Genomic DNA, 26463 nt, shown 5'->3' with positions numbered 1-26463 from the left:
TGGTGTCTGTGCGCGGGTTCGGCCAAATTGACGGTTTGACCGCCTATTCTCCGGGCGTATGACCGTCATGAGCCGCGGCCGCACCGGGGCCCAGCCCACCTCCAGGTATTCCTGGGTTCCCGCAGCAGCCGGCTGGACCGTCGGAGTCATCGCCACGCTGTCGCTGATCGCCAGCATTTCCGACACCGTGCGCTGGCTGATCCAGGTGCCGCGCGAGTTCGTCAACGACTACATCTTCAACTTTCCCGACACCAGCTTCTCGTGGGCGTTCGTACTGGCCCTGCTGGCCGCGGCGCTGGCCGCCCGTAAACGCATCGCCTGGTGGATCCTGGTGCTCTACATGGTGGGCGCCATCGGCTGGAACGTCGGCGATCTCGTCACCGGTGGCGACCCGCTGGCCGAGGACATCGGCGAGGTCATCGGCCTGGTGTTCCATGTGGTGTCGATCGTGTGTCTGGTGCTGGCCCGCAACCAGTTCTGGGCCAAGGTGCGCCGCGGCGCGCTGCTCAAATCCGCTGTCGTCCTGATCGCGGGCATGGCGCTCGGCATCCTCGCCGCATGGGCACTGCTCGAGCTGTTCCCCGGCACCCTGGACCCGGAATGGCGGCTGCTGTACGCCGTCAACCGGGTCAGCGGATTCGCCACCGTCCCGACCGAAGTCTTCGAGGGCTATTCCCATCCATTCCTCAACGCGATCTTCGGCTTGTTCGGCGCGTTGGCGCTGATGGTGGCCGCGATCGTGCTTTTCCAGTCGCAGCGCGCGTCCAATGCGCTGACCGGTCAGGACGAGTCGGCGATCCGCGGGCTCCTGGATGTCTACGGCAAGAACGATTCACTGGGGTATTTCGCCACCCGGCGCGACAAGTCGGTGGTGTTCGCCCCGAACGGGCGCGCCGCGATCGCCTACCGCGTGGAGGTGGGTGTGTGCCTGGCCGGTGGCGACCCCGTCGGCGATCCCAAGGCCTGGCCCCAGGCGATCGCGGCCTGGCTGCAGCTGTGCCAGACCTACGGCTGGGCGCCGGGTGTCATGGGCGCCAGTTCGGCGGCGGCCGAGGCGTTTCGGGCCGCCGGACTCAATGCGCTGCAACTCGGCGATGAGGCCATCCTGTATCCGGATCATTTCCGGCTGTCCGGGCCCGACATGCGCGCCGTCCGTCAAGCAGTCACCCGGGCCCGGCGGGCCGGGACCTCGGTGCGCATCCGGCGCCACCGCGAGCTGGAGCCGGCCGAGATGGACGACGTGATCAAACGTGCCGACGCCTGGCGGGACACCGAGACCGAGAGAGGCTTCTCGATGGCGCTGGGCAGGCTCGGCGACCCCGCCGATGGGGACTGCCTGCTCGTCGAGGCGGTACAGCAGCGCCCGGGCACGTCCGAACCCGAAGTGGTCGCTTTGCTGTCATTGGTGCCGTGGGGCACCAATGGTGTGTCTCTCGACGTCATGCGCCGCTCCCCCCAATCCCCCAACGGCACCATCGAGCTGATGGTCAGCGAACTGTGCATGCAGTCCGAAGGCATTGGGGTGAGCCGCATTTCACTGAACTTCGCGATGTTCCGGTCGGCGTTTCAACAGGGTGCCCAGCTGGGCGCGGGCCCGGTGGCCCGGCTCTGGCGGGCCATGCTGGTGTTCTTCTCCCGATGGTGGCAGCTGGAGACGCTGTACCGATCGAACATGAAATACCAGCCCGAGTGGGTCCCCCGGTACGCCTGCTACGAGGATGCCCGCCTGATCCCGCGGGTCGGAGTGGCCTCGGTCATCGCCGAAGGGTTCCTGGTGCTGCCGTTCTCGCGGCGAAACAAGCAGCACACCGGCGAACACGTCGCGGCCCCGGCCGATCTGGTGGACTCGGGGCGGCTGCACCCCGACGGCAGCGCGCCTGACCGCAACGAGCTGCGCGACGATCTGACCGACGACGATCAACAACGGCTGCCCGAGCAGGTCCGGGTACGGATGGCCAAGCTGCGCCAGTTGCAGGCCGACGGCGTGGACGCCTATCCCGTGGGTGAGGCACCCAGCCATACCGTCGCGGCCGCACTGGGATCCGCCGACGGTGACACCGTGAGCGTGGCCGGGCGGGTCCTGCGGATCCGGGATTACGGCGGGGTGCTGTTCGCCCAACTTCGCGACTGGTCGGGCGAAATCCAGCTGCTGCTCGACAACGCCCGACTGACAAAGGCACGCACCGCCGACTTCACCGCGACCATCGACCTCGGCGATCTGATCGAGGTCACCGGTTCGATGGGGCACAGCCGCAACGGCACCCAGTCCCTGTTGGCCGACAGTTGGCGATTGATCGGCAAATGCCTGCGCCCGCTGCCCGACAAATGGAAAGGCCTGACCGACCAGGAGGCCCGGGTACGGGCCCGCTACGTGGACCTGGCCGTCAACACCGAGGCTCGAGACCTGATCCGGGCCCGCAGCGGCGCGCTACACGCCATCCGGGAAACGCTGTACGCCAAGGGTTTTCTCGAGGTGGAAACGCCGATCCTGCAACAGATCCACGGCGGCGCCAACGCTCGACCGTTCCTGACCCACATCAACGCCTACGATCTGGACCTGTACCTGCGGATCGCTCCCGAGCTCTACCTCAAGCGGTTGTGTGTCGGCGGTGTGGAGCGGGTGTTCGAACTGGGCCGCGCATTCCGCAACGAAGGCGTGGACTTCAGCCACAACCCGGAGTTCACGCTGTTGGAGGCCTACCAGGCCCATGCCGATTACAACGTCTGGATCGACGGCTGCCGCGAGCTGATCCAGAATGCCGCCCAGGCCGCCAACGGAGCCCAGGTCTTCCAACGGCCGCGCGCCGACGGGACCCTGGTGCCGGTCGACATCTCAGGGCAGTGGGCCGTCAAGACCGTGCACGACGCGGTGTCGGAGGCCCTCGGCGAGCACGTCACGGTCGAGACGGACCTGGCCACGCTGCGCCGGCTGTGCGACGCCGCGCACATTCCCTACCTGACCCATTGGGATGCCGGGGCCGTGGTGCTGGAAATGTACGAGCACCTCGTCGAGGACCGCACCGAAGCCCCTACGTTCTACAAGGATTTCCCGACCTCGGTTTCGCCGCTGACCCGCCCGCACCGCAGCATTGCCGGGGTTGCCGAACGCTGGGATCTGGTGGCCTGGGGCGTCGAGCTGGGTACCGCATACAGCGAACTCACCGACCCGGTCGAACAGCGGCGCCGGCTACAGGAACAGTCGTTGCTGGCCGCCGGCGGCGACCCCGAGGCCATGGAACTGGACGAGGATTTCCTGCAGGCCATGGAGTACGCCATGCCGCCGACGGGCGGTCTCGGCATGGGAGTGGACCGTGTGGTCATGCTGATCACCGGTCGCAGCATTCGCGACACATTGCCGTTCCCCCTCGCCAAACCCCGTTAACAGGTGGCTCACAGCCGATCCCAAGATTGGGCGGCGACGATACTGACGTGACGTTCACCCACCACCTGTCCTTGATGCACGGCTGGGTGCCGACCAGCATCCAAGTCATCACCGCCGGGGTGCTGATCGCCGCTGTCGGCTGGCGTACTCGTCGGTGGGCGCTCATCTGGCTGCCGCTGGCGGCCGCGGTGGGCGGAGTCCTGGTTGCCGGCACCCGCTGGTACATCGAGTCCGAGGGGCTGGCGGGCAACCCTGCGCCTCGGTCGCTGTGGGTGTGGATCGCGCTGACGGGCGTGGCGGTGGTGGTACTGCTCGCCGGGTGGCGCGGGAGCCGGTGGTGGCGACGCGGTACCGCGGTCATGGCGGTGCCGATGAGCCTGCTGTGCACGGCCCTGGCGCTGAACCTCTGGGTGGGCTACTTCCCCTGGGTGCAGACCGCCTGGAACCAGCTGACGGCCGGCCCGCTGCCCGATCAGACCGATCAGGTCACAGTGGCCGCGATGCAACGTCAAGGCACGATTCCGGCGAAGGGCAGCGTGATCCCGGTCGAGATCCCCAACACCGCATCGGGTTTCCGGCACCGCGGTGAATACGTGTATCTTCCGCCGGCCTGGTTCGCCGCCAATCCCCCACCGCAGTTGCCGACGGTGATGATGATCGGCGGCGAGTTCAACACCCCCGCCGACTGGATGCGGGCCGGCAACGTGATCAAGACGATGGACGAGTTCGCCGCCGCCCACCATGGGTACGCGCCGGTGCTGGTGTTCGCCGACCCGGGCGGCACCTTCAACAACGACACCGAATGTGTCAACGGCAAGCGCGGTAACTCTGCCGACCATCTCACCAAAGACGTTGTGCCATACATGAACAACCACTACGGGGTCAATCCGGGCGCGGCCGGCTGGGGTATCGTCGGCTGGTCGATGGGCGGCACCTGCGCGGTGGACCTGGCCGTCATGCACCCCGAGTTGTTCAGTGCGTTCGTCGACATCGCAGGCGACATCGGCCCGAATTCGGGCACCAAGGCTCAGACCATCGACCGACTGTTCGGCGGGAACGTCGCGGCCTGGGACACGTTCGACCCGAGCACGGCGATCAACCGGCACGGCCAGTACCAGCAGATGGCCGGTTGGTTCGACGTCAACGACGCATCCACGGCGGGCAGGCCCGCGGGCCGTGCCAACGATCAGTCCAGGGCGGCCAACGCCCTGTGCGCGCTCGGCTCCAAGCACGGCATCGCCTGCGCGGTGGTGACTCAGCAGGGCACGCACGACTGGCCGTTCGCCAGCCACGCGTTCACCGCTGCCCTGCCCTGGCTTGCCGGTGCCCTCGGCACCCCTCAGGTGCCCGCGATCGGGCTGCCGCAGTCTTCGACCTCACCGGCGTTCATCCAGACCGCCGCCAAATAGGCGTCAGTAATCCGATTCGGCCGCGCGCAACTCGGCCAGGAAGGCATCGGAACCCGGCCGAGCCAGCCGGGAGCGTGCGAACGCCCGCACGCGCTCGCGGTCGGACGGTGATTCGTCGACGCCGGCAACCCCGACCCGGACCGATGTGTGCGACCAGTCCAGGTTCCAGGCCTGGGTTTCGCTGAGCCGCAGACCATCTTGGCCGCGCAGCGCCAGTACGGCACGACCGGCGGCGTCGAGAACACCGGACCCGTCGCAGCCGCTACCACGGAGCTGCACGCCGATGCCCGCCGCCGAGTCCGGGCCCGTGACCGCTACCTGCACTGTCGCGTCGGCCCCCTCACCAGCTGCGGTCACCGACCACTCGATGGTGTCCTCGGCGGCATCGAACACCCCGGGCGGCACCACCGACCAGACCACGGTCGCCAGCCCTCGCGCGATCACGCCCCTCCGTCCCGGCCCGTCGCCGGCTCCTGCCGCCAGCGCGTAGTCCTCACGCGAATTGGCCGCCGTGACGGTGTCAGACCAATCCAGCCCGACGTCGCCGGCCAGCTCACGACATTTCCCGGCCAGCTCGTCAATCCTCGGGTCACCTTGTCCGGTCAGGAAATTCAGTGTGGACGTGTGCGGCTCGAGCAGTCCCGCCACGTCGGAATCCGGGGTTTCGTCGGTGAAGAAGTCCTCGGCGGCCACCGTCAGCAGCGCGAGCTCGGCGTCGAGGACGGGACGTTCGAGTGCCGCGATACCGTCGCGATCGCTGGCCGGCCACCACCGCCGCAACCAGTGCCCGATTGCCAAACGCCGCAATGCGTCCACCGGGCCAGGCAGGATCTGCACGCCGGGCAGATCGAACGATTGCCCCGGCTCCCGGTGGCGCACCATATCCAGGACTGCGACGTGGCCGGACTCTCCGAGCACGCGCCACAGCCAATCCGCGCGCTCGGGGTCGGTGAACGTGATGGAAGGTGGTTCGCCGGCTCCTCCATCCACGGCCCACGACAGCACCGCACCGCTGACCTCGAGGACCGCGACCAGCGGCACAGCGTCGTCAAGCCTGCCGGTACTCCACAAGCCGGCGTCAGCGCCCAATCTCACTCTGCCACCTGCACTTCCAGCATCGCCTTGATCTGCTGCCGATGGTCGAGACTGACCGACCGGGCCACCCCTTCGAGCAGGGACCGAAGGTCGTCGACATCTGCGCAGGACTCCTGCCACACGTCGCGGCCGTGCAGACGCGCCCACAGCCGGCTCAGGTAGGGGCGGTCGAAGGCGGCGAGTTCGTCGATGACCTGCCGCTGCCGCGGGTGGACCGCCGTACCGGCCGCCAGGTAGCGCCGAGCCCGCAGCACGTACGCCTCCTTGGCCAGCCGGGCCTGGATACGGGCCGACAGCTGGTGCCGCGCCTGCGCCGGACCATCGAGGGGGCGCAGGTCGGTGGCCACCTCGATGCCGGCGAGAAGCGCGGCCTGCCTGTCCTCGGCGAGCAGACCCCACGGCGCGCAGGCCCGGTCCACCTCCTCGGCGCACAGCAGCGGGAGATCGGGCAACTCGTCGCGGTCCAGGGCGCGGCGCAAGGTCGCCCGCACCCGGTCTACCACGCTGCGGTCCAACGGGCGGTCCCCCGCCCCCGGCTCGACGATCGACGGAAGCCGTTGCGGCAAGGATGAACTCAGTCCGATGTCGACGATCGACCACGGTAGTTCTGCCTCGGCACAGCGGGCCCCGGCACCCAGGTTGTAGGGCGTGGCATCGGCCACCAACGCCGACCAGACTCGCTGCCGAGCCGCCTCACCCCGATGACTGTCGGCCGGGCCGAGCACGGTGGCGAGCCCGGCAAAGAACGGACCGGTGATGGCGTCGGAGGCGACGACGTCGTCCCAGCTGCGTTCGAGCTGGCGATGCAACCGGTCGACGACCTGCGGCTCGGCCACATAGGTGTTGAGCGCCTCGATCGCCGTACGATCCCGGCCCTCGTGCAGCTCGGCCAGCACCTCGGTCGCCACCTGCGCACGGTCGGAGGCCGGGGCGCCCCGGGTCACCGCCAGTTCGAAACAAGCCGGGAAGTACAGCTCCTGGGCATTGCCGGTGGTGATACGCAGCCGCCGGCGCTGCTGTTTGAGCTCGGCGAACCAAGCCGCGGCGGCACGCAGATGTGGCCCGCTGCGCACCATCTGCTCGTGCAGTTCGGCCGCCACCTCGGGAGCCAGCACCGGCGCCGAGAATTGCGTGTTGCTGCGCAATCTGAGGACCAGGGGGTCGATGATGCGTTTGACGGTCCGCCGCAGCGGGCCGCCGTCGGCGCCGCTGAACACCTCGACTCCCGGGCCGAGCGCGCGCCAGGCTCGGTCGATCGCGGCGCGGCGCGGCTGCGCCGAGTTCGTGCCCGAAGCTGGGCCGGTCTGCGTCCCCGCCGTATCGGACCCGATGCTCACCGGCACCAGGATAGAGCCGAAGTTGGGTTCGGTAGCACTCCCCCGGCCGGACCCTTGGCGTCATGACCGACGCCGCACTCCTCACCGTCCTGTGCCTGCTGGGCACCGGCGCCGCACTCGCCGCGGCGCGTCGCGCGCGGTGTGCCCGCCCGAACGACGAGGCCGACGAGCGGCTGGTCACGCTGCGCGAGCTGGTGGCCGAGTTCGATCACATGCTGGTCCGCAAGGGATTGCTGACCGGAGCGCAGGTTGCGCTGATCCGTACCGGAACCCGCTCGCGTGGGATCGTCACCGGGGTGCGGGCCACCGGGGCGATCCGCGAGGACTACCGCGAGGTCGAACTCGATCTGATGGTCAGCCGGTATGGCGGAGGTCAGTTCCCGGTGTGCCAGCGCGCGATGATCCCTGCCACGGCACTGGCGAAAGTGTCACCGGGCAATGTGATCGACACCTATTACCGGCCGGGTGACGAGAGCACCGTCGCGGTGTGTGTGGCCCCGGGCTGATTCAGCGGGCGCCATCGACGGTGAACGTGGCCATCGCGGCCCAGTACAGCGGGCTGGCCGTGGTGTCACCGTCGCGCCAGCGGCGCATCGTGGCGCGCTGCCAGCGATTCACCGCCAGGCCCGCCTCGTCTTCCCGGTGGGCGAGATCGACCCCGACGATGGTGTCGGCCATGGGATCGGCTGCGGGGGCACCGCCGAACTGCCGGAAGCCCGCGGTCGTCGGTAGTGACCACAAGGTCGCGGTGACCAGTTGCGCACCACCGAGAATCATCGCGGCCACCAGACCGGCGGCCTCGTCGAACCGGTAGTCACCGCCGGACGCGCAGGCCAGCAGCGCCACCCGCGGTGGGATCGGAAGCTGCGCCGCGATCATCTCCCCCGCGGTCAGCGGTCGTTCCTCGGCGAGGTGCAGTGCAGCCCGGTCGGCGTACCCGGCATCACCGTCGGCGGCGCTGGCATGCCCGACGTAAACGAGGCGGCTCGGGTCCTGCGCACACGCGTCGGCCAGCCAGCGCCGGTCGGTTTCGGTGCGCCGGAACAGTTCGACGGGCTCGGTGACGGTGGGAAGCACAGCGCCTTCGGCGACCAGACCACCGAAATGACGCGACAGCGTCGTCTCCGCCGAAGGTCGGCCCAGCACTGAACCCAGGGCCGAATCGGGCCGCTGTCCCGGGATACGTGGATCGAGCAGCAACACCGAAGGCCGATCGGCCCGGTCCTGCCATGAACTGTGGCGGCGTGGCGCGTGAACGATGTTGGGCGGCACCGCCATCAACACGTCGGCCAGCTCCATCACCCGGAACCCGTCTCGGCCCTGCATGGCCAGTTGTCCCCACGGGACCCGGCCCAGGCGGGGGCTCGGCGTGATGAACAGCACCGGTCGCGGTGCCGCCACGCAGTCGGCCAGCAGCTGCCAGCCGTCGATTCCGATCAGATGTGAACCCAGCAGTCGGGCAAGCTCCAGCTCGGCCTTCGTGGAGGCGAATCCTCCTGTTGTCATGGCCCTTTCGATCGCCTGCGCAGGCGACTCGGTGCCGACGGGGTCCGGCAGCGACGGAGCGAGCGCGGACGCGATCGCGTCCAGGTGCGGTTCCTCCAGCACCCAGGTGACCGAACGCTCCGGCGCACCGACCACCCGCAGGCTCGCGTAGGTGGCGATGCCGACGTCGGCGAATCGCATTACCAGGGTCTCGGTCACGGCCAGGTCGTCCATTCCCCGCCGGGCGCAGTGACGTCGCGGCCGTACCGCTGAAGTGCCATTTCGCGATAACGGCTCATGATCGGTCCGGCGGTTGGGTCCATCCGCAGCGGCGGCAGCGGTCCGAGCCGGGTCAGCCCGCCGTGACCCTCCACCGGCCCGGCCGCAGCGGCGACGGCCAGTTGTGGCGCGAGTTCCGCTTCGATCGGCATCGCGGCTGTGGCCGTCTCCGCCCAGTCGGCGGCCGCCAAGGAGCCGGGGTCATCGATGGGATCAGTGCTGAAAGTTCCTCGTGCACTGTGATATTCGACGAGTTCGCAGAGCAACTCAGTGTTGTCCGATTCCCACGCCACCGCAAACGCACCCGCCAACAGCGGCGCGGAAACCGTAGCCGCCCACCGGGCCCGGGCTCCGGCGTCGGGGATCGTGTAGCGCACCGAATCCACGGCCAGAGCTGCGGGCACCTTCAGATCCACCGCCCGTTGCATCTTCACCATGCCACGGCGGTATTTGCGGCTCCCCGGTCGGCAGTTGTACCAACCGGTCCCGGCCGCATGCCGCGCCTCGACCTGCTCCCAGCTCTGGCCCGGTTTGCCCAGGCCGTCGAAGCCCATCCCCGCAAGTGCGTCAGCGCGCCAGATGTTGCCGAGGTGGGCATCCAGGCGGGCGTACTGCAGCCAACTGTGCCGCGGCGAGGCATCCAGCAGCGCCCTGGCCTCTTCCACCATCGCGATCGCCTCGTCGAACATGCCGCGAAAGAGAGCTATCCAACTGCGCTGCAAAAGGATCCGGTGAACATGCAGGGGTCGCTCTATCTCACGCCAATGCCGCTCGGCGTGCGCCCAGCATTCATCGGCCTCGCGCAGTCTGCCGAGCCCCAACCGAATCAAACCGAAATACAGCCAGCTTCGCGACACGTCGTGGGCCCGGGCATGCTCGGCGATCACCGGATAGGCTTCGGTCACCAAATCCTGGGTCTCGGCGTACTGCGCGCCCGACCAGGATGCCGCGGCGCGCTCCAGTTGGGCGCGGGCAGTGGCAAGTTTCCAGCCCCGCGCCTCGGCGCGGGCACCGGCCCGGCGGAGCCACGGTTCGGCCTCGTCGAGGCGGCCGGACTCGACGCAGAACCGGCCGTAGCCGAGCGCCCCGGTGACGAACAGGTGATCGGTCTCGGCGTCAGCGCCGGGCCCCGTATTCTGCAGGTCGTCGAGCGCCTCGGCCCACACCGGTACCGATGCGGCGTACAGATCGTCGTCGCACAGGGCGGTCGCGATCAGAATTCTGGTGCGGCAGATCAGGTTACGATGTTCGGCGGCCAGATCGTCGAATTCGCCCGAGGTTTCGATCAGGGCCTTCAGATGCGCTGCGGCGCCGTCATGATCGCCACGGGCGGCGGCCAACCCGGCTTCGAGGAACTCCACTCGCCTGGTGTAGCGACAGATCATGTGATCGATCTCGGCGTCGGGCATCGTGGTCTCCGCGGCGAGGTCGGGCCGCTGTCCCGAGCGGATCGCAGCATAGATCGCCAGGGTGTCACGCGTCCGGGAAATGCTCTCCACCACACCGTCGTACGCGGTGCGAACCAGGAAGATCTCCCCGAGCTGGGCGAACACCTCAAACGCATAGTCGTCGCGGTCGGCCTGCTCGATCCGCGGTAGCAACGAGACCAGCAGATCATGGGCGGCCTCTTCGTCGGCGGCCAGCGCCAGGTGACGAGCGCGGTCGAGATCGCCGGCGATGGTCACCTTCGCACCATATAAAAGGGGCGGGCGTGCCCGGCAATGGGTCTGCCAGGCACGCCCGCCATGTCGGGAGATCAGCTGCAGGACACCGTGATGGTGAACGGCTTGTTGATCATCCCGGCCATCGGGTTCTTCATGTCGGCGCCCGATGCTTCACCGGTGATGGTGTAGGTGTCCCCGTCGACCTTGACCTCGGCCGAACCGACCTTGACGCCCATCGCTTCGCTGACCGCCAGAGCGCTGCCGTCGTAGACCAGGCCGAGAGACTCGACCTTCGGGGTGGCCTCGTCGGTCATCACCACGCCGAGGCCCTGCTGACCTCCGATCGCGGCGCTGCCGACGTTGATCTTGCCGCCCTGCTTGACGCAGGTGACCGAGTTCAGGTCCAGCCCGGCCAGATCGGATCCGTCGACTTTGACCTGGGCGTTGCTGCCCGAGCTGACCCTGGCATCGGCGGTATCGGCCGCCGACGCGGCGGGCTTGTCCGCCGGCTTGTCAGCGGAGGTGTCGTTCGAGCAGCCCACCACCACCGCGCCGGTTGCGAGCAGTCCCATGGCACCCGCGATAACTCGATTGATGGTCATTGCGTCTTCCCTTCGTTCCGCGTTGCCCCGATGGCTCCGTCGTGCCCCAAGTCAAGGCGGACCCAACCGCTACCGATCCCAAGAAATGTCGGTTCCCGCAGGTAACGTGGGCCTGGTGACGAAGGACCCAGAGCAGCCGGATCAACCCGAGGAAGCCCAGGAGCCCGCTGCTATGGAGGGCGAGATCGTCCCCCCGGCTTCGGCCACCGGCTCGCCCGGGCCGGTCGAAACGCCTGACGCCGGCTACACCGCGGCCGGGGTGCCGACATTCGACGCGGTCCGGGAGAAGATCGAGACCCGGTACGGCACCGCGCTCGGCGCGTCCGAACTGGCCGCCGAGACACCCGAGGGTCGATCCATCGAGGAGGAGTACGAGAAGCGCCAGCAGGCGGCTGCCGAGCGCTTGCAGCAGATCCGGGAGTCCATGCACAAGGACGACACCTGATCCATGCGCTCTTTCACCGTGGCCGAGCGTCGCGCTCGGCTGGCCCGTCGTCACTTCCTGAGCCAACCGGCGACCTCTGTCGCCGACGCCACGGGCGCCGTCGTGGGCCTGCACGCCACTGATCCCTCGACTCCCTACTTGTCCCTGTGGGCGCGCCTGCCGGGCTTCACCGTCGACGATCTGGACAGCGAGCTGTACGCGCGGCGCACCCTGCTCAAACACCTCGCGATGCGTCGCACGTTGTGGATCGTGCGCGCGCAAGACCTTCCGCTGGTGCAGGCCGGGGCAAGTGACCGGGTGGCCGGCGCCGAGCAGCGCAAACTCATCGGCGATGTGGAGAAAGCCGGTGTGGCCGGGGACGGAGCCCAGTGGCTGGCGACCGCATGCCGGGCGGTGCTGGCGCACCTGCGCGAGCACGGTCCAACGCCTGCGGCGCAGCTGCGCACCGCGCTGCCCGAACTCGCCGGCAATTACGACCCGGCGCCCGGAAAGACCTGGGGCGGTCAGACTCCGCTGACCCCAAGGGTTTTGACAGTGCTCGGGGTGCGCGGCGAGATCATCCGCGGCCCCAACGACAGCGGCTGGACCAACTCACGACCGCGGTGGACGGTCACCTCCGACTGGCTGGGGGCGCCGGTGCCGACGGCCGAACCGGACCATGCCCGCGCCGAGCTGGTGCGCACCTGGTTGCGCACGTTCGGCCCGGCCACGGTCACCGACATCAAATGGTGGTTCGGCAACACCTTGACCTGGGCACGTCAGGCATTGCGCGACATCGGTGCGGTCGAGGTCGATCTGCACGGCACGGCCGGCTACGCGCTGGCCGACGATCTTGAAATCGAGCCGGAACCTGAACCATGGGCGGCGCTCCTGCCCGGCCTGGACGTCACCACGATGGGGTGGTTCGACCGCGACTGGTATCTCGGCGACCATCGTCCCCAGGTGTTCGACACCAACGGCAACGGCGGGCCGACGGCCTGGTGGAACGGCCGAATCGTGGGCGGCTGGGGTCAGGACGCCGACGGCCGCGTCCAGCTGCATCTGCTCGAAGAGATCGGTCGCCACGGCACCCGCGCGCTGCAGCAGCGCGCGGACGCCCTCACCGGCTGGCTGGCCGGCGGCCGCGCCAACCCGAGGTTCCCCTCGCCGCTGTCCAAGCGCTGAGCCTAGGCGCTGACCTTGCGCCGCTTGGGTTTCGGTGCAGGCGCCTCCACCAGCTCGGCCAGGAACTGCCCGGTATAGCTGTCCGGGTTGGCCGCCACATTCTCGGGAGTGCCCTGTGCGACAACGGTGCCGCCGCCGGCTCCCCCTTCGGGACCCATGTCCACGATCCAGTCCGAGGTCTTGATCACGTCGAGGTTGTGTTCGATGACGATCACCGTATTGCCCTTGTCGACAAGGCCGTTGATCACCTTGAGCAGCTTGCGGATGTCCTCGAAGTGCAGACCGGTGGTGGGCTCGTCGAGGATATAGACGGTGCGCCCGGTGGATCGCTTCTGCAGCTCGGCGGCCAGCTTCACGCGCTGGGCCTCGCCGCCGGACAGAGTCGGTGCCGGCTGACCGAGGCGCACGTAGCCCAGGCCGACATCCACCAGGGTCTTGAGGTACCGGTGGATCGAGCTGATCGGCTCGAAGAACTCGGCGGCCTCCTCGATGGACATATCCAGCACCTCGGCGATGGTCTTGCCCTTGTAGTGCACCTCAAGGGTTTCCCGGTTGTACCGGGCGCCCTGGCACACCTCACAGGGCACATACACGTCGGGCAGGAAGTTCATCTCGATCTTGATGGTGCCGTCACCCGAGCAGGCCTCACACCGACCGCCCTTGACGTTGAAGGAGAACCGGCCGGGCTGATAGCCCCGGACCTTGGCCTCGGTGGTGGCGGCGAACAACGACCGGATCTTGTCGAACACCCCGGTGTAGGTGGCCGGGTTCGACCGTGGCGTGCGGCCGATGGGTGACTGGTCGACGCGCACCAGCTTGTCCAGCTGGTCGAGCCCGTTGACCCGGGTGTGCCTGCCTGGCACCTGACGGGCGCCGTTGAGCTTGTTGGCCATCACCGAGGCCAGGATGTCGTTGACCAGAGTCGATTTGCCAGAGCCGGACACACCGGTGACTGAGGTGAGCACGCCGAGCGGAAAGGCGACGTCGATCTCCTTGAGATTGTTCTCCCGTGCGCCGACCACGGTGACCTGGCGGCGCTTGTCGGTGGGCCGCCGGATGGCCGGGACCTCGATGCTCTCCTTGCCGGAAAGGTAAGCGCCGGTGATGGATTCGGGGTTGGTCAGCAGATCCTGGTACGTGCCGCTGTGCACGATGCGGCCGCCGTGCTCACCGGCGGCCGGGCCGATGTCGACGACCCAGTCGGCGTGAGCGATGGTGTCCAGGTCGTGTTCGACGACGATCAACGTGTTGCCCAGGTCGCGCAGGCGCACGAGGGTGTCGATCAGCCTGCGGTTGTCGCGCTGGTGCAGACCGATGGACGGTTCGTCGAGCACGTAGAGCACGCCGACCAGCCCGGAGCCGATCTGGGTGGCCAGCCGGATGCGTTGTGCCTCGCCGCCGGACAGGGTGGCGGCCGCCCGGGACAGAGACAGATAGTCGAGCCCGACATCGAGCAGGAACCCCAACCGCGACTGGATCTCCTTGAGCACCTGCCCGGCGATCGCCTGCTCGCGCATCCCCAGGGTCAGCGCATTCAAGAACTCCGCGCAGTCGGCAATCGACAGCTCGGCGACCTCGGCGATGGACTTCGCGCCGAACTCCCCCGCGGACATCGTCACCGCGAGGATCTCGGGCTTGAGCCGCGTGCCGTTGCATTCGGGGCACGGGATGTCGCGCATGAAACCCTCGTAGCGCTCTTTCATCTGCTCCGAGTCGGTCTGCTCCATGCGGCGCTGCAGGAACGCCATCACGCCCTCGAAGTCGGCGTAGTAGGAGCGGGTGCGCCCGTATCGGTTCTTGTACCGGACGTGGACCTGGTGATCAGAGCCTTCCAGGATCGCCTTGCGCGCCTTGGCGGGCAGCTTCTTCCACGGGGTATCGATGTCGAAGCCCAGTGCATCGCCCAGCCCGGACAGCATCCGGGTGAAGTACTCGGCGCTCTGCCCCACGGCCCACGGCGCGATCGCCCCGCCGGCCAGGGTCAGTTCCGGGTCCGGCACCACCAGTTCGGGGTCGACCTCTTTGCGGATGCCCAGACCGGTGCACTCCGGACAGGCGCCATACGGCGAGTTGAACGAGAACGACCGGGGTTCAAGATCATCCACGGCCAGCGGGTGGCCGTTGGGGCAGGCCAGCTTCTCGGAAAAGCGTTGCTCGCGGTGCGGATGGTCGTCCTCGCGGTCCACGAACTCCAGCACCACGATGCCGTCGGCCAGGTTCAGCGCGGTCTCGATCGAGTCGGTGAGCCGCTGCTTGGAACTGGCCTTGACCGTCAGCCGGTCGACAACCACCTCGATGTCGTGTTTTTCCTGCTTCTTGAGCTTGGGCGGATCGGTCAGCGGATGCACCACGCCGTCCACCCGCACCCGGCTGTAGCCCTGGGTGTTGAGCTTCTCGAACAAGTCGACGAACTCGCCCTTGCGGGTGCGGACCACCGGGGCCAGCACCTGGAAACGCAGCCCCTCGTCCATGGCCAGCACCTGGTCCACGATCTGCTGCGGGGTCTGCCGGGCGATGCGTTCACCACACACCGGGCAGTGCGGGGTGCCTGCGCGGGCGTACAGCAGACGCAGATAGTCGTAGACCTCGGTGATGGTGCCGACGGTCGACCGCGGGTTGCGGTTGGTCGATTTCTGGTCGATCGACACCGCGGGCGACAGGCCCTCGATGAAGTCGACATCGGGCTTGTCCATCTGCCCCAGGAATTGGCGCGCGTATGCCGACAGCGACTCGACATAGCGGCGCTGCCCCTCGGCGAAGATGGTGTCGAAGGCCAGCGAGGATTTGCCGGACCCGGACAGGCCGGTGAACACAATCAGCGCATCACGGGGCAGATCGAGGTCGACTCCTCGCAGATTGTGCTCGCGCGCACCCTTCACGATCAGGCGGTCAGCCACGCGTTTCCTTTCCGACGACAGACTTCACGCCCATGCTATGTGCGGCCACCGACAAGCCCGCTACGGTGGCGCTATGACCAGCCCCAACATCGCGGTTACCGACACCTACACCGGGCACCAGGAGCCGGGCACTGCTGCCCGCCGAACCCTGCCCAACGCCTCGGTCATCAAGATCTCGGTCGGCCCCATGGACAACAACGCCTACCTGGTGACCTGCAATTCCACCGGTGAAACGCTGCTCATCGACGCCGCCAACGACGCCGAAGTCCTCCTGGACGTCATCAGACAGCAGACACCCAAACTGTCGCTGATCGTCACCAGCCACCAGCATTTCGACCACTGGCAGGCACTGAAAACTGTGGCGGAGGCCACCGGGGCTCCGACGGCCGCGCACGCCCTGGACGCCGATCCTTTGCCGGTGACGCCCGACCGGATCCTGGCCGACGGCGACACCATCACGGTCGGCGACCTGACGTTCGACGTGATCCACCTGCAGGGTCACACCGAGGGTTCCGTAGCGCTGGCGCTCAAGTCACCCGACGGCGTCACACACCTGTTCACCGGTGACTGTCTGTTTCCCGGCGGGGTCGGCAAGACCTGGCAACCCGGTGACTTCGAGCGACTCCTGGGCGATGTGAGCACCAAGGTGTTCGATGTCTACGACGACCGCACGGTTGTGTACCCCGGGCATGGAGACGACACCACGCTCGGCGCCGAACGTCCCCACCTCGGGGAGTGGCGCGAGCGCGGTTGGTAGTCGGTCAGCCCGTACGGGTTCAGCTGGTATGGACGATGAGCACGTCGGTCTTGGACCGGCGTGCCACGTTCGCGGGCACCGAGCCCAGCAGCCGGCCGGCGATCGTGCTCAGGCCGACGTTGCCGACCACCAGCAGGTCTGCCGAGACGTCCTCTGCCAGCTCGACCAGCGCATCGACCGGGGCGCCGACAACCGGCCGCTCCTCGATGTCGGTGGCCCCGGCGGCCTTGGCCCGGTCGGTCGCCTCACGCAGGATGGCGTAGATCGGCGCATTGCCTGCCATCTTGTAGCCCTCGTCCTTGAGCACATCGGCGGCACGCTGGTCTTCGCTCTGGGGGAAGTACGCGGTTGCCACGATCAGTTTGGCATTCGAGCCGGCGGCAATCTGACCGGCGCGGTCGACTGCACGCAACGACGAATCAGATCCGTCCGTGCCGACCACCACGGTTCGATACGCGCTCATCAATACCCTCCCACTGTCAGTTGCAACGCCACCCGAGACAGTAACCCGTCGCCGCTGGCCAGGGGCGCAAATCACCACACCCACACGGACAACCGACAACTGGACCCGATACTGGCGTCCCGAAACGGCGATTCGGCACTGATATTAACCCTCGGCACCGCAAAATCGGTGCCGAGCGTGACGTAGTCGACGTCCACCGAATCAGGGTTGCCGTCAGGACGATTCGCCACCGGTAGTGATCCAGCTCATCTATCTGCCACGGTCGGCAATCACACTGTCGGAGAGAGCGAGTCGAGCGCCCCAGGCTAACCTTTGCCTCGGTTGAGGGGGGTGACACGGTCGCTGACGTGGATCTATCGCTGAATGACCGTGCCGATGGCACGGACCGCCGGGTCGATCGAGAAACCCGATTCGACGCCTTGGCGGTGGCCGCATTCGCCATGGTGCTGTGTGCCTTGGGGGCGGCCCGGCCGTCGCTGTGGTTCGACGAGGCGGCCACCATATCGGCGGCGACCCGCACGGTTCCTCAGCTGTGGGACCTGATCGGTCATATCGACGCCGTACACGGGCTTTACTACTTCGGCATGCACGGCTGGTTCGCTGTGTTACCGGCAACCGAGTTCTGGTCCCGCTTCTCCAGCTGCCTGGCAGTCGGTGGCGCCGCCGGTGGAGTCGCGATACTCGGCCGACAGTTCGGCAACCGGACGCTATCGGTCTGTGCCGCAATTATTTTCGCCATGCTACCCAGGATCACCTGGGCCGGCATCGAAGCCCGTTCCTATGCGTGGTCGACGCTGGCGGCGGTGTGGCTGACGGTTCTGCTCGTGGTGGCGATCCGGCGCGGCCGCGCCGCGCAGTGGGCCGCATACGGTGCGCTGCTGATGTTTTCGACGGTGCTGAACGTCTTCGTGGTACTGATGGTGGTTCCGCACGCCGTTGCCGTGGCGCTGCTCAGCGACCGCCGGAGTACTCGAACCAGATGGGCCGCAGCCACCGCGGCTGCCGTGTTGATCGTGGTTCCGTTCGTCTTGTGGTGTCGTTCGCAGAGCTTTCAGGTCGGCTGGATCTCGCCGCCGGGTCTGCACACGGTCGTGGAAATCCTGCTGGAGCAGTACTTCGACCACAGCGTGGCCTTCGCGGTACTGGCAGGCGCGGCACTGAGTGCTCCGTTGCTGGTTCGCCGGTTACGGCCCACCGATGACAGCACCCGGCGCCTCGTGGCCATAGCCGGGGTATGGGTTCTGGGCCCCACCGCAGTGCTGGTGGTGTATTCAGCTGTCGCCCAACCGCTTTACTACCCGCGCTACCTCTGCTTCACCACGCCGGCGATGGCGCTGCTGCTCGCCGTGTGTGTGGTGGCCCTGGCCCGGAGCCGGGAACGGATCACCGCGGCCCTGGCGGTGCTCGCCCTGGCCGCGACACCGAACTACATCACAGGGCAGCGCGGCCCGTACGCCAAAGAGGGCATGGACTTCAGCCAGGTCGCAGACGTCATCACGGCGCACTCGTCCCCCGGTGACTGCATCGTCTTCGACAACACCACGTCATGGAAGCCGGGCCCGATCCGCCCCATCACCGCCGCCCGTCCCGCCGCGTACGCGCACCTCATCGACCCCGGCCGGGGCAGGCCGGCCTGGCAGCGGAATCGGTTGTGGGATGCACACCTGGGGATCTGGGGTGTCGCCGACGAGATACGGAAGTGCACCGTGTTGTGGACCGTCTCCGAACGCGACGCCAAGGTGCCCAGCCGGCAGAGCGGTTCAGGGCTTCCGCCAGGGCCGCGACTCGACCGTGCGCCGGCCTACCAGGTGCCCGAGAGCATGGGCTTCCGTATCGTCGAACGCTGGCAGTTCAACTTCGCCCAGGTGGTGAAGTCGAATCGGTGAATCAGTCGCGCCGCGCCCGGCCGAAGTACATCTCCTGAGTCGTCGAGCACACAAGCTGTCCGGCCCGGTTGTAGACGGTGGCGTTGGCCAGTCCGCGACCGTTGATACCGCTGGGTGAAACCTGGTCGGACAACACCCAATCCGTCAGATCCGCGGGCCGGTGGAACCAGACCGCGAGGTCGATCAACGCGGAGAACACAGTGACCTGGGTGGTTCGCCGCATCGACACCGTGGAGTCCAGCGACGAGGTTCCGGAAAAGTACGTCAGCAGAGCGCTGTTGACGACGGGATCGTCGGTGACAGGTTCGGCAGGGCGCCACCACATCCGGGTACGCGCCGGCGGTTCGGGCAGATCGATCGCCAGCCGTGGCGGCGGATCGATGTAACGCCGCTCGATCCACTGCGGGCGCACCCAGTACCCGTGGGCCTCGTCGGCGAACGCCTGCAGCTGTTCCTCGACCGGCGGCAGCGTTTCGGGGTCAGGCACCTCGGGGCGGGGTTGCTGATAATCCGCGGCCTCCATCGCGACGCTGAATGAGACGAGGGCTTCCAGCAACACTTCACCGCCCTGGCGCCCGATCACCCGGCGGGTGGACAGCGACCCGCCGTCGCGCAGGTTGGTCACCTCCATCTGCACCGGGTACCGGGCGTCACCGGCCCGCAGCAGGTAGACGTGCAGGCTGTGCGGCAGCCGGCCCGGAACGGTGCGGCTGGCGGCCATCAGGGCCTGCGCGGCGATATGGCCACCCACGATGTGATGGCTGGCGTTGTCCCGCTGTTCGGCGACGAACGTGCCGTCACCCGACTCCGTCAGTTCGAGCGTGGACAGGACTTCGGCGAGGGGCAACATGGGCACCGCAGCATTATCCGTGGCCCCCGCCCGCAACCGGGCGGGGGCTCACCATCGAGCGAGTGACGGGATTCGAACCCGTGTAAACGGCTTTGCAGGCCGGTGCCTAACCACTCAGCCACACCCGCATCGACTGGCTACTGTGCCAGCCGCGCAGGTGCCCGCCCATGGTTTCGATCGCGACGATCGCTAGCCCTCGTCGTCCCCCACCGGCCTGCCGGCCGCTGCCCCGCCCTGGGGCCAGCCGGCCGGCGAGTTCTCCCACGGCTCCTGACGTCCGTACGGGGTGAGATCGAGGAACGGATACCCGACTGCGGAGTGGTCGAGCCCGCGCGCGAAGGTCGAGTAGGTGTGGAAAACCTCGTCACGGCGGCGCAGGAAGACGCTTGCCCCTGGCCAGTCTCCTCGTAGATCGTCGTCGCTGAACCCGTCGGCACGCAGTTCATCGGCGGACTTGTAGTTGTATTCGATCGGCGCGCGGGCCGGGTCGAGCGTCACGTGATAGTCGTAGGTGAAGTCGCTGTCGCGCGACGAGTACCACGGGAACGTCCAACCGTGCTCGTCCCGGTACGCGGCGATGCTGGCGTACGGCGCCCGGGACACGCAGGCGAACGTGACGTCCTTGCAGTGCAACAACTCTCGGTCCTGCGCGGTGAAGGTCAGGTCGGCTGCGGCGGTGCAGCTGGGGCAACCCCGATCGATCGCGTCGATCCACATGAAGTGATGGATGTAGAGCTGGCTACGGCCCTCGAACAGGTCGGCGAGTCGCACTTCACCATCGGGCCCTTCGAACGTGTAGTCCTTCTCCACTCTCACCATGGGTAGCCGCCGTCGTTGGGCGTTGACCTCGTCGCGCAGGTGCGTCACCTCACGTTCGGCGGCCAGCAGTTTCTTGCGCGCCTCCAGCCACTCGTCCCGATCGACGACATCTGGGTAGGCATTCAGTGTCAGGGGCATCGAATCACTCCTCGTAGTGGTCTTATACGGGTGAGACTCACGCCGTCGGCGAAACTCATCGTGCGCAATCGTGCGCACAGGTGACCGGGCTACCCGGCCCGCCGGCCGGACCGGAACGAGGCGAAGGCTCCGAGCACTGCGAGCACCGCGAAAACCCCGAACAGCCAGCGTGCCGCACCCGCATCCCCGGTGTCGCGAAGGTTGACCACGACGCCGGCCAAACCCGCTCCGAACGCGCCGCAGATCAGTTGCACGGTGTTGATCGCCGCCGCGGCGGCCGGCCCCTCGACTGGATCGTCCACGCTTCGCATCGCCCATGCGGACAAATGCGGCCAGGCGATACCGATACCGGCCCCGGTGACCGCGAGCGCGAGCCCCCACAGCACCACCAGCCACGGCGCTATCCCGTCCCGAATCAGCACCGCACCGGCCGCGAGCCCGGCCGCCATGACAATCGGCGCGCACGCGACCGTGCGCACGACCACGCGCCGGTTCCGCAGGGATGCGCTGACGATCTCCCCCGCGGTCCAGCCGACCGACAACACGGCCGCGAAGAACCCGGCCATCACCGGTGGCAGGTGTGCCAGCCGTTGGCCGAACAGCGGCACGTACATGTCGACCATGGTGGCGGCCATCAGCACGCCCAAACTCAGGTAGATCCATTTGAGGGGCCCGGGTCCGAATGTGCTGGGCGGCAACACCGATGCGCCGGCGCGGCGGTCGAGGATCAGGAACGCGACCACCAGCGCCACCCCGAGGACGAGGAGGGCGGCCGTGGCCCGCCAGTCGCGCGGGATACCGGCCACACTGACCGCCATGGCCGCCGCGCCGAGCACGGCCAGCGACCGCACCGGAATGCCGGGGGCCGGTGCCGATGCCCTCCCGCGAGCCGGCAGCGCGACCGGAACCAGCGCGGCCATCGCACCCGTCAGTACCACCAGCACGCCAAAGGCCCACCGCCAGTGCCCGAACTGTGCGAACAGGCCGCCCGAGGCCGGGCCGATCACCGTGCCGACCCCCCACATCGCCGATACCAGCGCAGAAGCCTTGGTCCACAACGCATTCGGCAACGCGGTGTTGATCACGGCGTATCCCAGGCCGGCGAGTATCCCCCCGGCGAAACCCTGCACGGTCCGGCCGGCGAGCAGCACCTCCATGCTCGGGGCAAGCGCACAACCCAGGCTTCCGGCACCGAATACCGTGAGCCCCAACAGATACGCCCGCCGCGGCCCCAACCGCATCAGCAACGCATGGACTGTGGTGGCCGCGATCACCGAGGCAACCAGGTACACCGTCGTCACCCAGGCGTAGAACCGCCGGCCGCCGATGTCGGACACCGCGTCAGGCAACAGGCTGATGGTGAGGAATTCGTTGGTGGCATACAGCAGCACGCCACCGGCCAGGACAGTGGACGCACCCAGATACCGGGCACCCAACAATTGCCGCCAGGTCCCGGTATCGGGCGTCACGGTGTCGGTCACACCGACGACGCTAGAAGCTGAACCGCTGTTGAGGTCAACGACCGGCTTACTTCAGACCGGCCGCGTCCATCCCCCGCAACTCCTTCTTGAGGTCCTGGATCTCGTCGCGGATCCGGGCCGCCAATTCGAACTGCAGATCGCGGGCGGCCGTCATCATCTGCTCGGTCAGATCCTTGATGAGATCGGCCAATTCGGCGCGCGGCATGTTCGTGGGGTCTGTACCGGGGGCCCGGACCCCGGCGCTGACCGCCCGGCCCGGCTCGCCCTGGGCCCGCCGGCCGCGGGAGGCGTTGCGTCCCGAGCCACCCACCTCGACCGACTCCGAGTCGTCGGCCTCGCGGTACACCTGGTCGAGAATGTCGGCGATCTTCTTCCGCAGCGGCTTGGGATCGATCCCGTTGGCCTCGTTGAAGGCGATCTGCTTGGCCCGGCGACGCTCGGTCTCGTCGATTGCCTCCCGCATCGAGTCGGTGATCTTGTCGGCGTACATGTGTACTTCGCCGGACACGTTGCGGGCCGCGCGACCGATGGTCTGGATGAGGCTGCGGGTGGAGCGCAGGAAGCCCTCCTTGTCGGCGTCGAGAATCGCGACCAGCGACACCTCGGGAAGGTCCAGCCCCTCCCGCAGCAGGTTGATACCGACCAGCACGTCGTACTCGCCGAGGCGCAGCTGTCGCAGAAGCTCGACGCGGCGCAACGTATCGACCTCGGAGTGCAGGTACCGGACCTTGATGCCGAGTTCCAGCAGGTAGTCGGTGAGATCCTCGGCCATCTTCTTGGTCAGCGTGGTGACCAGGACTCGCTCGTCGCGCTCGGTGCGGGAGCGGATCTCGCCGATCAGATCGTCGATCTGACCCTTCGTCGGCTTCACCACCACCTTCGGGTCGATCAGACCGGTCGGGCGGATGACCTGCTCGACGAACTCGCCACCGGCCTGGCTGATCTCGTAGGCCCCCGGGGTGGCCGAGAGGTACACCGTCTGCCCGATGCGGTCGGCGAATTCCTCCCACGTCAGCGGCCGGTTGTCCACGGCCGAGGGCAGCCGGAAGCCGAAATCCACCAGATTGCGCTTGCGGGACATGTCCCCCTCGTACATGCCGCCGATCTGCGGCACCGTGACGTGGGACTCGTCGATGACGAGCAGGAAGTCCTCGGGGAAGTAGTCCAGCAGTGTCGCCGGTGCCGAACCCGCAGGCCGGCCGTCGATGTGGCGCGAGTAGTTCTCGATGCCCGAGCAGAACCCGACCTGCTTCATCATCTCGACGTCGTAGTTGGTGCGCATCCTCAGCCGCTGAGCCTCCAGCAGCTTGCCCTGCCCCTCCAGCTCGGTCAGCCGCGCTTCGAGTTCCTGCTCGATGGTCGAAATGGCGTGCGCCATCCGCTCCGGGCCTGCCACATAGTGGGTGGCCGGGAAGATCCGCAGCGAGTCGACCTGCCGCACGATGTCACCGGTCAGCGGGTGCAGGTAGTACAACGCCTCGATCTCGTCGCCGAAGAACTCGATCCGCACCGCGAGCTCCTCGTAGGACGGGATGATCTCGACGGTGTCACCGCGCACCCGGAACGTGCCCCGGGTGAACGCCATGTCGTTGCGGTTGTACTGGACATCCACCAACAACCGCAGCAGGCCGTCGCGCGGCACCTCCTGGCCGACGGCCAGCTCCACCGAGCGATCGAGATAGGACTGCGGCGTGCCCAGACCGTAGATGCACGACACCGAGGCCACCACGACCACGTCACGCCGCGACAGCAGGCTCGAGGTCGCCGAGTGCCGCAACCGCTCGACATCGTCGTTGATCGAGCTGTCCTTCTCGATGTAGGTGTCAGTCTGGGCGATGTACGCCTCGGGCTGGTAATAGTCGTAGTACGAGACGAAATACTCGACGGCGTTGTGCGGCAACATCTCCCGCAACTCGTTGGCAAGCTGTGCGGCCAGGGTCTTGTTCGGCGCCATGACCAGGGTGGGCCGCTGCAACCGCTCGATCAGCCACGCCGTGGTGGCCGACTTGCCGGTACCGGTGGCACCCAACAGCACGACGTCGCGCTCGCCGGCTTTGATCCGGCGCTCCAGTTCGTCGATGGCGGCCGGCTGGTCACCGGCAGGGTCATACTCACTGACCACCTCGAACCGGGCACCGGTACGGACGATCTCATCGACAGCCCGGTACTCCGAATGCGCCAGCACGGGGTGTTCGGTCGCGAAGGCCATGCTCACCAGCGTAGAACTGCATACCGACAACTTCCGCCCGCGTTCGCTGCACGCGTAGGCTTGGCCCATCCACCCGCCCAAACACGAGACATTCGACCTGCTCGCCCGCACGAACACCGATCCCAAAGGCATCGTGCGGGCGGTCGACGTCTATACCGTCGAGCCCTGGGGCCTCTACATGGCCCGGCCGACGCCGGGCCGGGCCCAGTTCCACTACCTGGAATCCTGGCTCCTGCCTTCGCTCGGGCTGCGGGCCAGTGTGTTCCATTTCAACCCCGGCCACGAGCGTGATCAGGACTTCTACCTCGACATCGGCCGCTACAGCGCGGGCCCGACCACCTGGCATTCCGAAGATCACTACCTGGACCTGGTGATCCGCACCGGTCGCGGCGTCGAGTTGTGCGATGTCGACGAACTGCTGACCGCGGTGCGGCACGGTCTGCTGAGCCCAGAGGTCGGCGAGCAGGCGGTGCAGACCGCCGCCGGCGCGATCGAGGGTCTGGCCGGCTGCGGCTATCGGCTGGACCAGTGGATGTCCGACAACGGAATGGCCCTCACGTGGCGTGACGCGTAAGGTCAGGATTCATGAGCTCAGCTAAGTACGCCTGGGGAGCCCTCCCCGCGCTGGCAGGATTGCTCACCGGCGCACTGTTGCTACCCGCCACGGCACAGGCTGACCCGGAGGCGCCGCCTCAGGTCGAGCCGTTACCCGACCAGAAACTACACAACGTCACCTACCGCGCGAGGATCGACGGCGTATCACGCAATGCAACGATCGCCTACAAGATCGACGACGACAACATCAACACCGCCGACCCCTCCATGCTGCCCGGACGGGTGTTCGAAGCCACCGGCGTGGTGTCGAATCCCGAGGCGGCCGGGATGACGGTTCGCATCGACTGGCCGTACTCGGCCAACCTGCACTGCGAGATCCTCGTGGACGACCAGATCGTCGCCCAGGCCGACACCTTCGTCGGTCCTCGGCTGACCCGGCCCAAGGATGATCCGAACTACGGAAGCCTGCCCTGCGGGGCGACGCTGAACAATCCGGTGCCGGGCACCATCACCGACGCCGTTCCGTCGGTCGCCGATCCCGCGGCGCCCGCGGAACCCGAGCCTCCGGCAACCTAGCGTCAGCGCTTCATCCAGGACTCGACCGTGTGCCGGGTGTCGTCGATGTGCGCAGCCATCTGCGCGGCGGCCAACTCGGGATCACGACTCTCGATCGCTTCGAGGATCGCCTCGTGATAGTCATTGGCGTTGGGCTCCAGATGTCCGAAGATCGCGCCCACCGGTAACCACATCCGCCGTCGGGCGTCAGCCACTGCCTCCAGTAACCGGTCGTTCTGCGCGGCCTGGGCGATGCCCAGGTGAAACGCCGAGTCCAGGGTCTGGAAATCCGTGGTATGCCGAGCCGAGGGCTCATCCATCCCGACCTGCAGCGCCGCGTCCATGCCTCTGAGCAGCCTGCGCAGTTCGGTCACATCGCCGGCACGGCGTCGCTCCGCGGCCAGCCGGGTAGCTCCGGTTTCGACGATGACGCGGTAGTCGAAGGCATCGCGGATCGCCCGTTTGTTGCGGCGCAACTCGCGGCGCATCTCGGCCGGGTCGTACTGAGGCGCCTGCACGGTGAATCCACCGCCACGGCCGCGTCGCACCGTGATCAGCCCCTCGCCTTCCAGAACTCCCACGGCAGCGCGCACCGTGGTCCGGGAAACGTCGAGCATGTCGGACAATTCGCGTTCGGTGGGCAGCCGGTCACCGGGCCGGAACTGACCGAGTTCAAGTGCCCGCCGCATTTGGTCGACCACCAGCTCATGCGCCGCGATCTGGCGGACCGGTACCAGTGTCGGCTTGGCTGTTGACACGCGTCCCCCCTTCGGACGCCCCAAACGCTACCGCACGGCCGACCCCCGCGGTCCAGACATCTGGCCGTCCGGTGGTTGTGCGCGAAACCTGGTGCAGGCCAGCGGCCTAGGTGTAATTCCCACACAGGTTGTGAACGCGTAGGCGTTCGATGGGTGTCTTGCCGCCGATGCCGGTGTGGGGTCGGTGGTGATTGTAGTGATGCAGCCAGTCCGGGTAGGTCGCTGCACGGGCC

At 67.5% G+C, this 26463-nt stretch carries 22 protein-coding genes and 1 tRNA gene; 9 read left to right on the top strand and 14 right to left on the bottom strand.

Going from position 1 to position 26463, the window contains the following annotated elements:
* Nucleotides 1-58 precede the first annotated feature (58 nt).
* Nucleotides 59-3382 (top strand): bifunctional lysylphosphatidylglycerol synthetase/lysine--tRNA ligase LysX, encoded by a 3324-nt coding sequence (gene lysX / locus BKG60_RS17945; protein ID WP_070946743.1) that lies wholly within the window; start codon nt 59-61, stop codon nt 3380-3382.
* Between the two features lie 74 nt (nt 3383-3456).
* Nucleotides 3457-4791: an alpha/beta hydrolase-fold protein gene (locus tag BKG60_RS17940; RefSeq protein ID WP_070946756.1), complete on the top strand. Its 1335-nt coding sequence runs from the start codon at nt 3457-3459 to the stop codon at nt 4789-4791.
* 3 nt (nt 4792-4794) lie between these two features.
* On the opposite strand, the gene BKG60_RS17935 is transcribed toward BKG60_RS17940, so the two are convergent.
* Nucleotides 4795-5886 (bottom strand): hypothetical protein, encoded by a 1092-nt coding sequence (locus tag BKG60_RS17935; protein ID WP_070946742.1) that lies wholly within the window; start codon nt 5884-5886, stop codon nt 4795-4797.
* Nucleotides 5883-7217 carry a hypothetical protein gene (locus BKG60_RS17930; protein WP_207549617.1) on the bottom strand — a complete coding sequence of 445 codons (1335 nt, stop codon included), beginning with the start codon at nt 7215-7217 and terminating at the stop codon, nt 5883-5885. The genes BKG60_RS17935 and BKG60_RS17930 overlap by 4 nt, the downstream gene beginning before the upstream one ends.
* Before the next feature lie 68 nt (nt 7218-7285).
* Here BKG60_RS17930 and BKG60_RS17925 point away from each other — a divergent pair, with 68 nt between their 5' ends.
* The gene (locus BKG60_RS17925) at nt 7286-7729 is read left to right on the top strand and encodes a hypothetical protein (protein ID WP_070187163.1); all 444 of its coding nucleotides are present in this window, start codon (nt 7286-7288) and stop codon (nt 7727-7729) included.
* Nucleotide 7730: 1 nt separating this feature from the next.
* Here BKG60_RS17925 and BKG60_RS17920 read toward each other — a convergent pair whose 3' ends face one another.
* The 3 genes from BKG60_RS17920 to BKG60_RS17910 form a co-directional block, all read right to left on the bottom strand.
* Complete coding sequence (locus BKG60_RS17920) at nt 7731-8942, bottom strand: CHAT domain-containing protein (RefSeq protein ID WP_070187162.1); 1212 nt, start codon at nt 8940-8942, stop codon at nt 7731-7733.
* On the bottom strand, nt 8924-10672 hold the full coding sequence (locus BKG60_RS17915; protein WP_070187161.1) for a tetratricopeptide repeat protein: 1749 nt from the start codon (nt 10670-10672) through the stop codon (nt 8924-8926). Before BKG60_RS17915 ends, BKG60_RS17920 begins: the two co-directional genes overlap by 19 nt.
* Nucleotides 10673-10743: 71 nt before the next feature.
* Nucleotides 10744-11247 (bottom strand): lipoprotein LpqH, encoded by a 504-nt coding sequence (locus BKG60_RS17910; RefSeq protein ID WP_070187174.1) that lies wholly within the window; start codon nt 11245-11247, stop codon nt 10744-10746.
* A 178-nt stretch (nt 11248-11425) separates the two neighbouring features.
* Here BKG60_RS17910 and BKG60_RS17905 point away from each other — a divergent pair, with 178 nt between their 5' ends.
* Nucleotides 11426-11698 (top strand): hypothetical protein, encoded by a 273-nt coding sequence (locus BKG60_RS17905; RefSeq protein ID WP_070187173.1) that lies wholly within the window; start codon nt 11426-11428, stop codon nt 11696-11698.
* A 3-nt stretch (nt 11699-11701) separates the two neighbouring features.
* Entirely contained in the window at nt 11702-12862 is a 1161-nt protein-coding gene (locus tag BKG60_RS17900) for a winged helix DNA-binding domain-containing protein (protein WP_070946741.1), read from the top strand.
* Between the two features lie 2 nt (nt 12863-12864).
* Here the strand turns inward: BKG60_RS17900 and uvrA are convergent, their stop codons facing one another.
* Complete coding sequence (gene uvrA / locus BKG60_RS17895; RefSeq protein ID WP_070946740.1) at nt 12865-15759, bottom strand: excinuclease ABC subunit UvrA; 2895 nt, start codon at nt 15757-15759, stop codon at nt 12865-12867.
* 73 nt (nt 15760-15832) lie between these two features.
* On the opposite strand from uvrA, the gene BKG60_RS17890 reads away from it, so the two are divergent.
* Nucleotides 15833-16516, top strand: a complete 684-nt coding sequence (locus tag BKG60_RS17890) for an MBL fold metallo-hydrolase (protein WP_120764959.1) — start codon at nt 15833-15835, stop codon at nt 16514-16516.
* A 19-nt stretch (nt 16517-16535) separates the two neighbouring features.
* Here the strand turns inward: BKG60_RS17890 and BKG60_RS17885 are convergent, their stop codons facing one another.
* Nucleotides 16536-16979, bottom strand: a complete 444-nt coding sequence (locus BKG60_RS17885; RefSeq protein WP_065458495.1) for a universal stress protein — start codon at nt 16977-16979, stop codon at nt 16536-16538.
* A 347-nt stretch (nt 16980-17326) separates the two neighbouring features.
* On the opposite strand from BKG60_RS17885, the gene BKG60_RS17880 reads away from it, so the two are divergent.
* Nucleotides 17327-18865 carry a glycosyltransferase family 39 protein gene (locus BKG60_RS17880; RefSeq protein WP_070946738.1) on the top strand — a complete coding sequence of 513 codons (1539 nt, stop codon included), beginning with the start codon at nt 17327-17329 and terminating at the stop codon, nt 18863-18865.
* Between the two features lies 1 nt (nt 18866).
* On the opposite strand, the gene BKG60_RS17875 is transcribed toward BKG60_RS17880, so the two are convergent.
* From BKG60_RS17875 to uvrB, 5 genes are all read right to left on the bottom strand, one after another.
* Complete coding sequence (locus BKG60_RS17875) at nt 18867-19715, bottom strand: acyl-CoA thioesterase (protein ID WP_070946737.1); 849 nt, start codon at nt 19713-19715, stop codon at nt 18867-18869.
* A gap of 57 nt (nt 19716-19772) precedes the next feature.
* Nucleotides 19773-19843 (bottom strand) — tRNA-Cys (locus BKG60_RS17870).
* A 61-nt stretch (nt 19844-19904) separates the two neighbouring features.
* On the bottom strand, nt 19905-20672 hold the full coding sequence (locus tag BKG60_RS17865; protein ID WP_070946736.1) for a DUF899 domain-containing protein: 768 nt from the start codon (nt 20670-20672) through the stop codon (nt 19905-19907).
* Nucleotides 20673-20761: 89 nt separating this feature from the next.
* Nucleotides 20762-22153, bottom strand: a complete 1392-nt coding sequence (locus BKG60_RS17860; protein ID WP_070946735.1) for an MFS transporter — start codon at nt 22151-22153, stop codon at nt 20762-20764.
* A 46-nt stretch (nt 22154-22199) separates the two neighbouring features.
* Nucleotides 22200-24362: an excinuclease ABC subunit UvrB gene (uvrB, locus tag BKG60_RS17855; protein ID WP_075909801.1), complete on the bottom strand. Its 2163-nt coding sequence runs from the start codon at nt 24360-24362 to the stop codon at nt 22200-22202.
* 67 nt (nt 24363-24429) lie between these two features.
* On the opposite strand from uvrB, the gene BKG60_RS17850 reads away from it, so the two are divergent.
* Nucleotides 24430-24936 (top strand): ribonuclease FAU-1 family protein, encoded by a 507-nt coding sequence (locus tag BKG60_RS17850; RefSeq protein ID WP_207549616.1) that lies wholly within the window; start codon nt 24430-24432, stop codon nt 24934-24936.
* An 11-nt stretch (nt 24937-24947) separates the two neighbouring features.
* Nucleotides 24948-25493, top strand: a complete 546-nt coding sequence (locus BKG60_RS17845) for a hypothetical protein (RefSeq protein ID WP_070946733.1) — start codon at nt 24948-24950, stop codon at nt 25491-25493.
* A 2-nt stretch (nt 25494-25495) separates the two neighbouring features.
* Here BKG60_RS17845 and BKG60_RS17840 read toward each other — a convergent pair whose 3' ends face one another.
* Both BKG60_RS17840 and BKG60_RS17835 read right to left on the bottom strand, forming a co-directional pair.
* Nucleotides 25496-26230 (bottom strand): FadR/GntR family transcriptional regulator, encoded by a 735-nt coding sequence (locus BKG60_RS17840; RefSeq protein ID WP_070187140.1) that lies wholly within the window; start codon nt 26228-26230, stop codon nt 25496-25498.
* A 106-nt stretch (nt 26231-26336) separates the two neighbouring features.
* On the bottom strand, nt 26337-26463 hold a 127-nt coding region (locus BKG60_RS17835), incomplete at its 5' end, for an integrase core domain-containing protein (RefSeq protein ID WP_165617847.1).

The sequence above is a fragment of the Mycobacterium syngnathidarum genome, from assembly GCF_001942625.1.
Lineage (GTDB): Bacteria > Actinomycetota > Actinomycetes > Mycobacteriales > Mycobacteriaceae > Mycobacterium > Mycobacterium syngnathidarum.
Note: the sequence above shows the minus strand (reverse complement) of the source record. Positions and strands in the feature narration are given on the sequence as shown.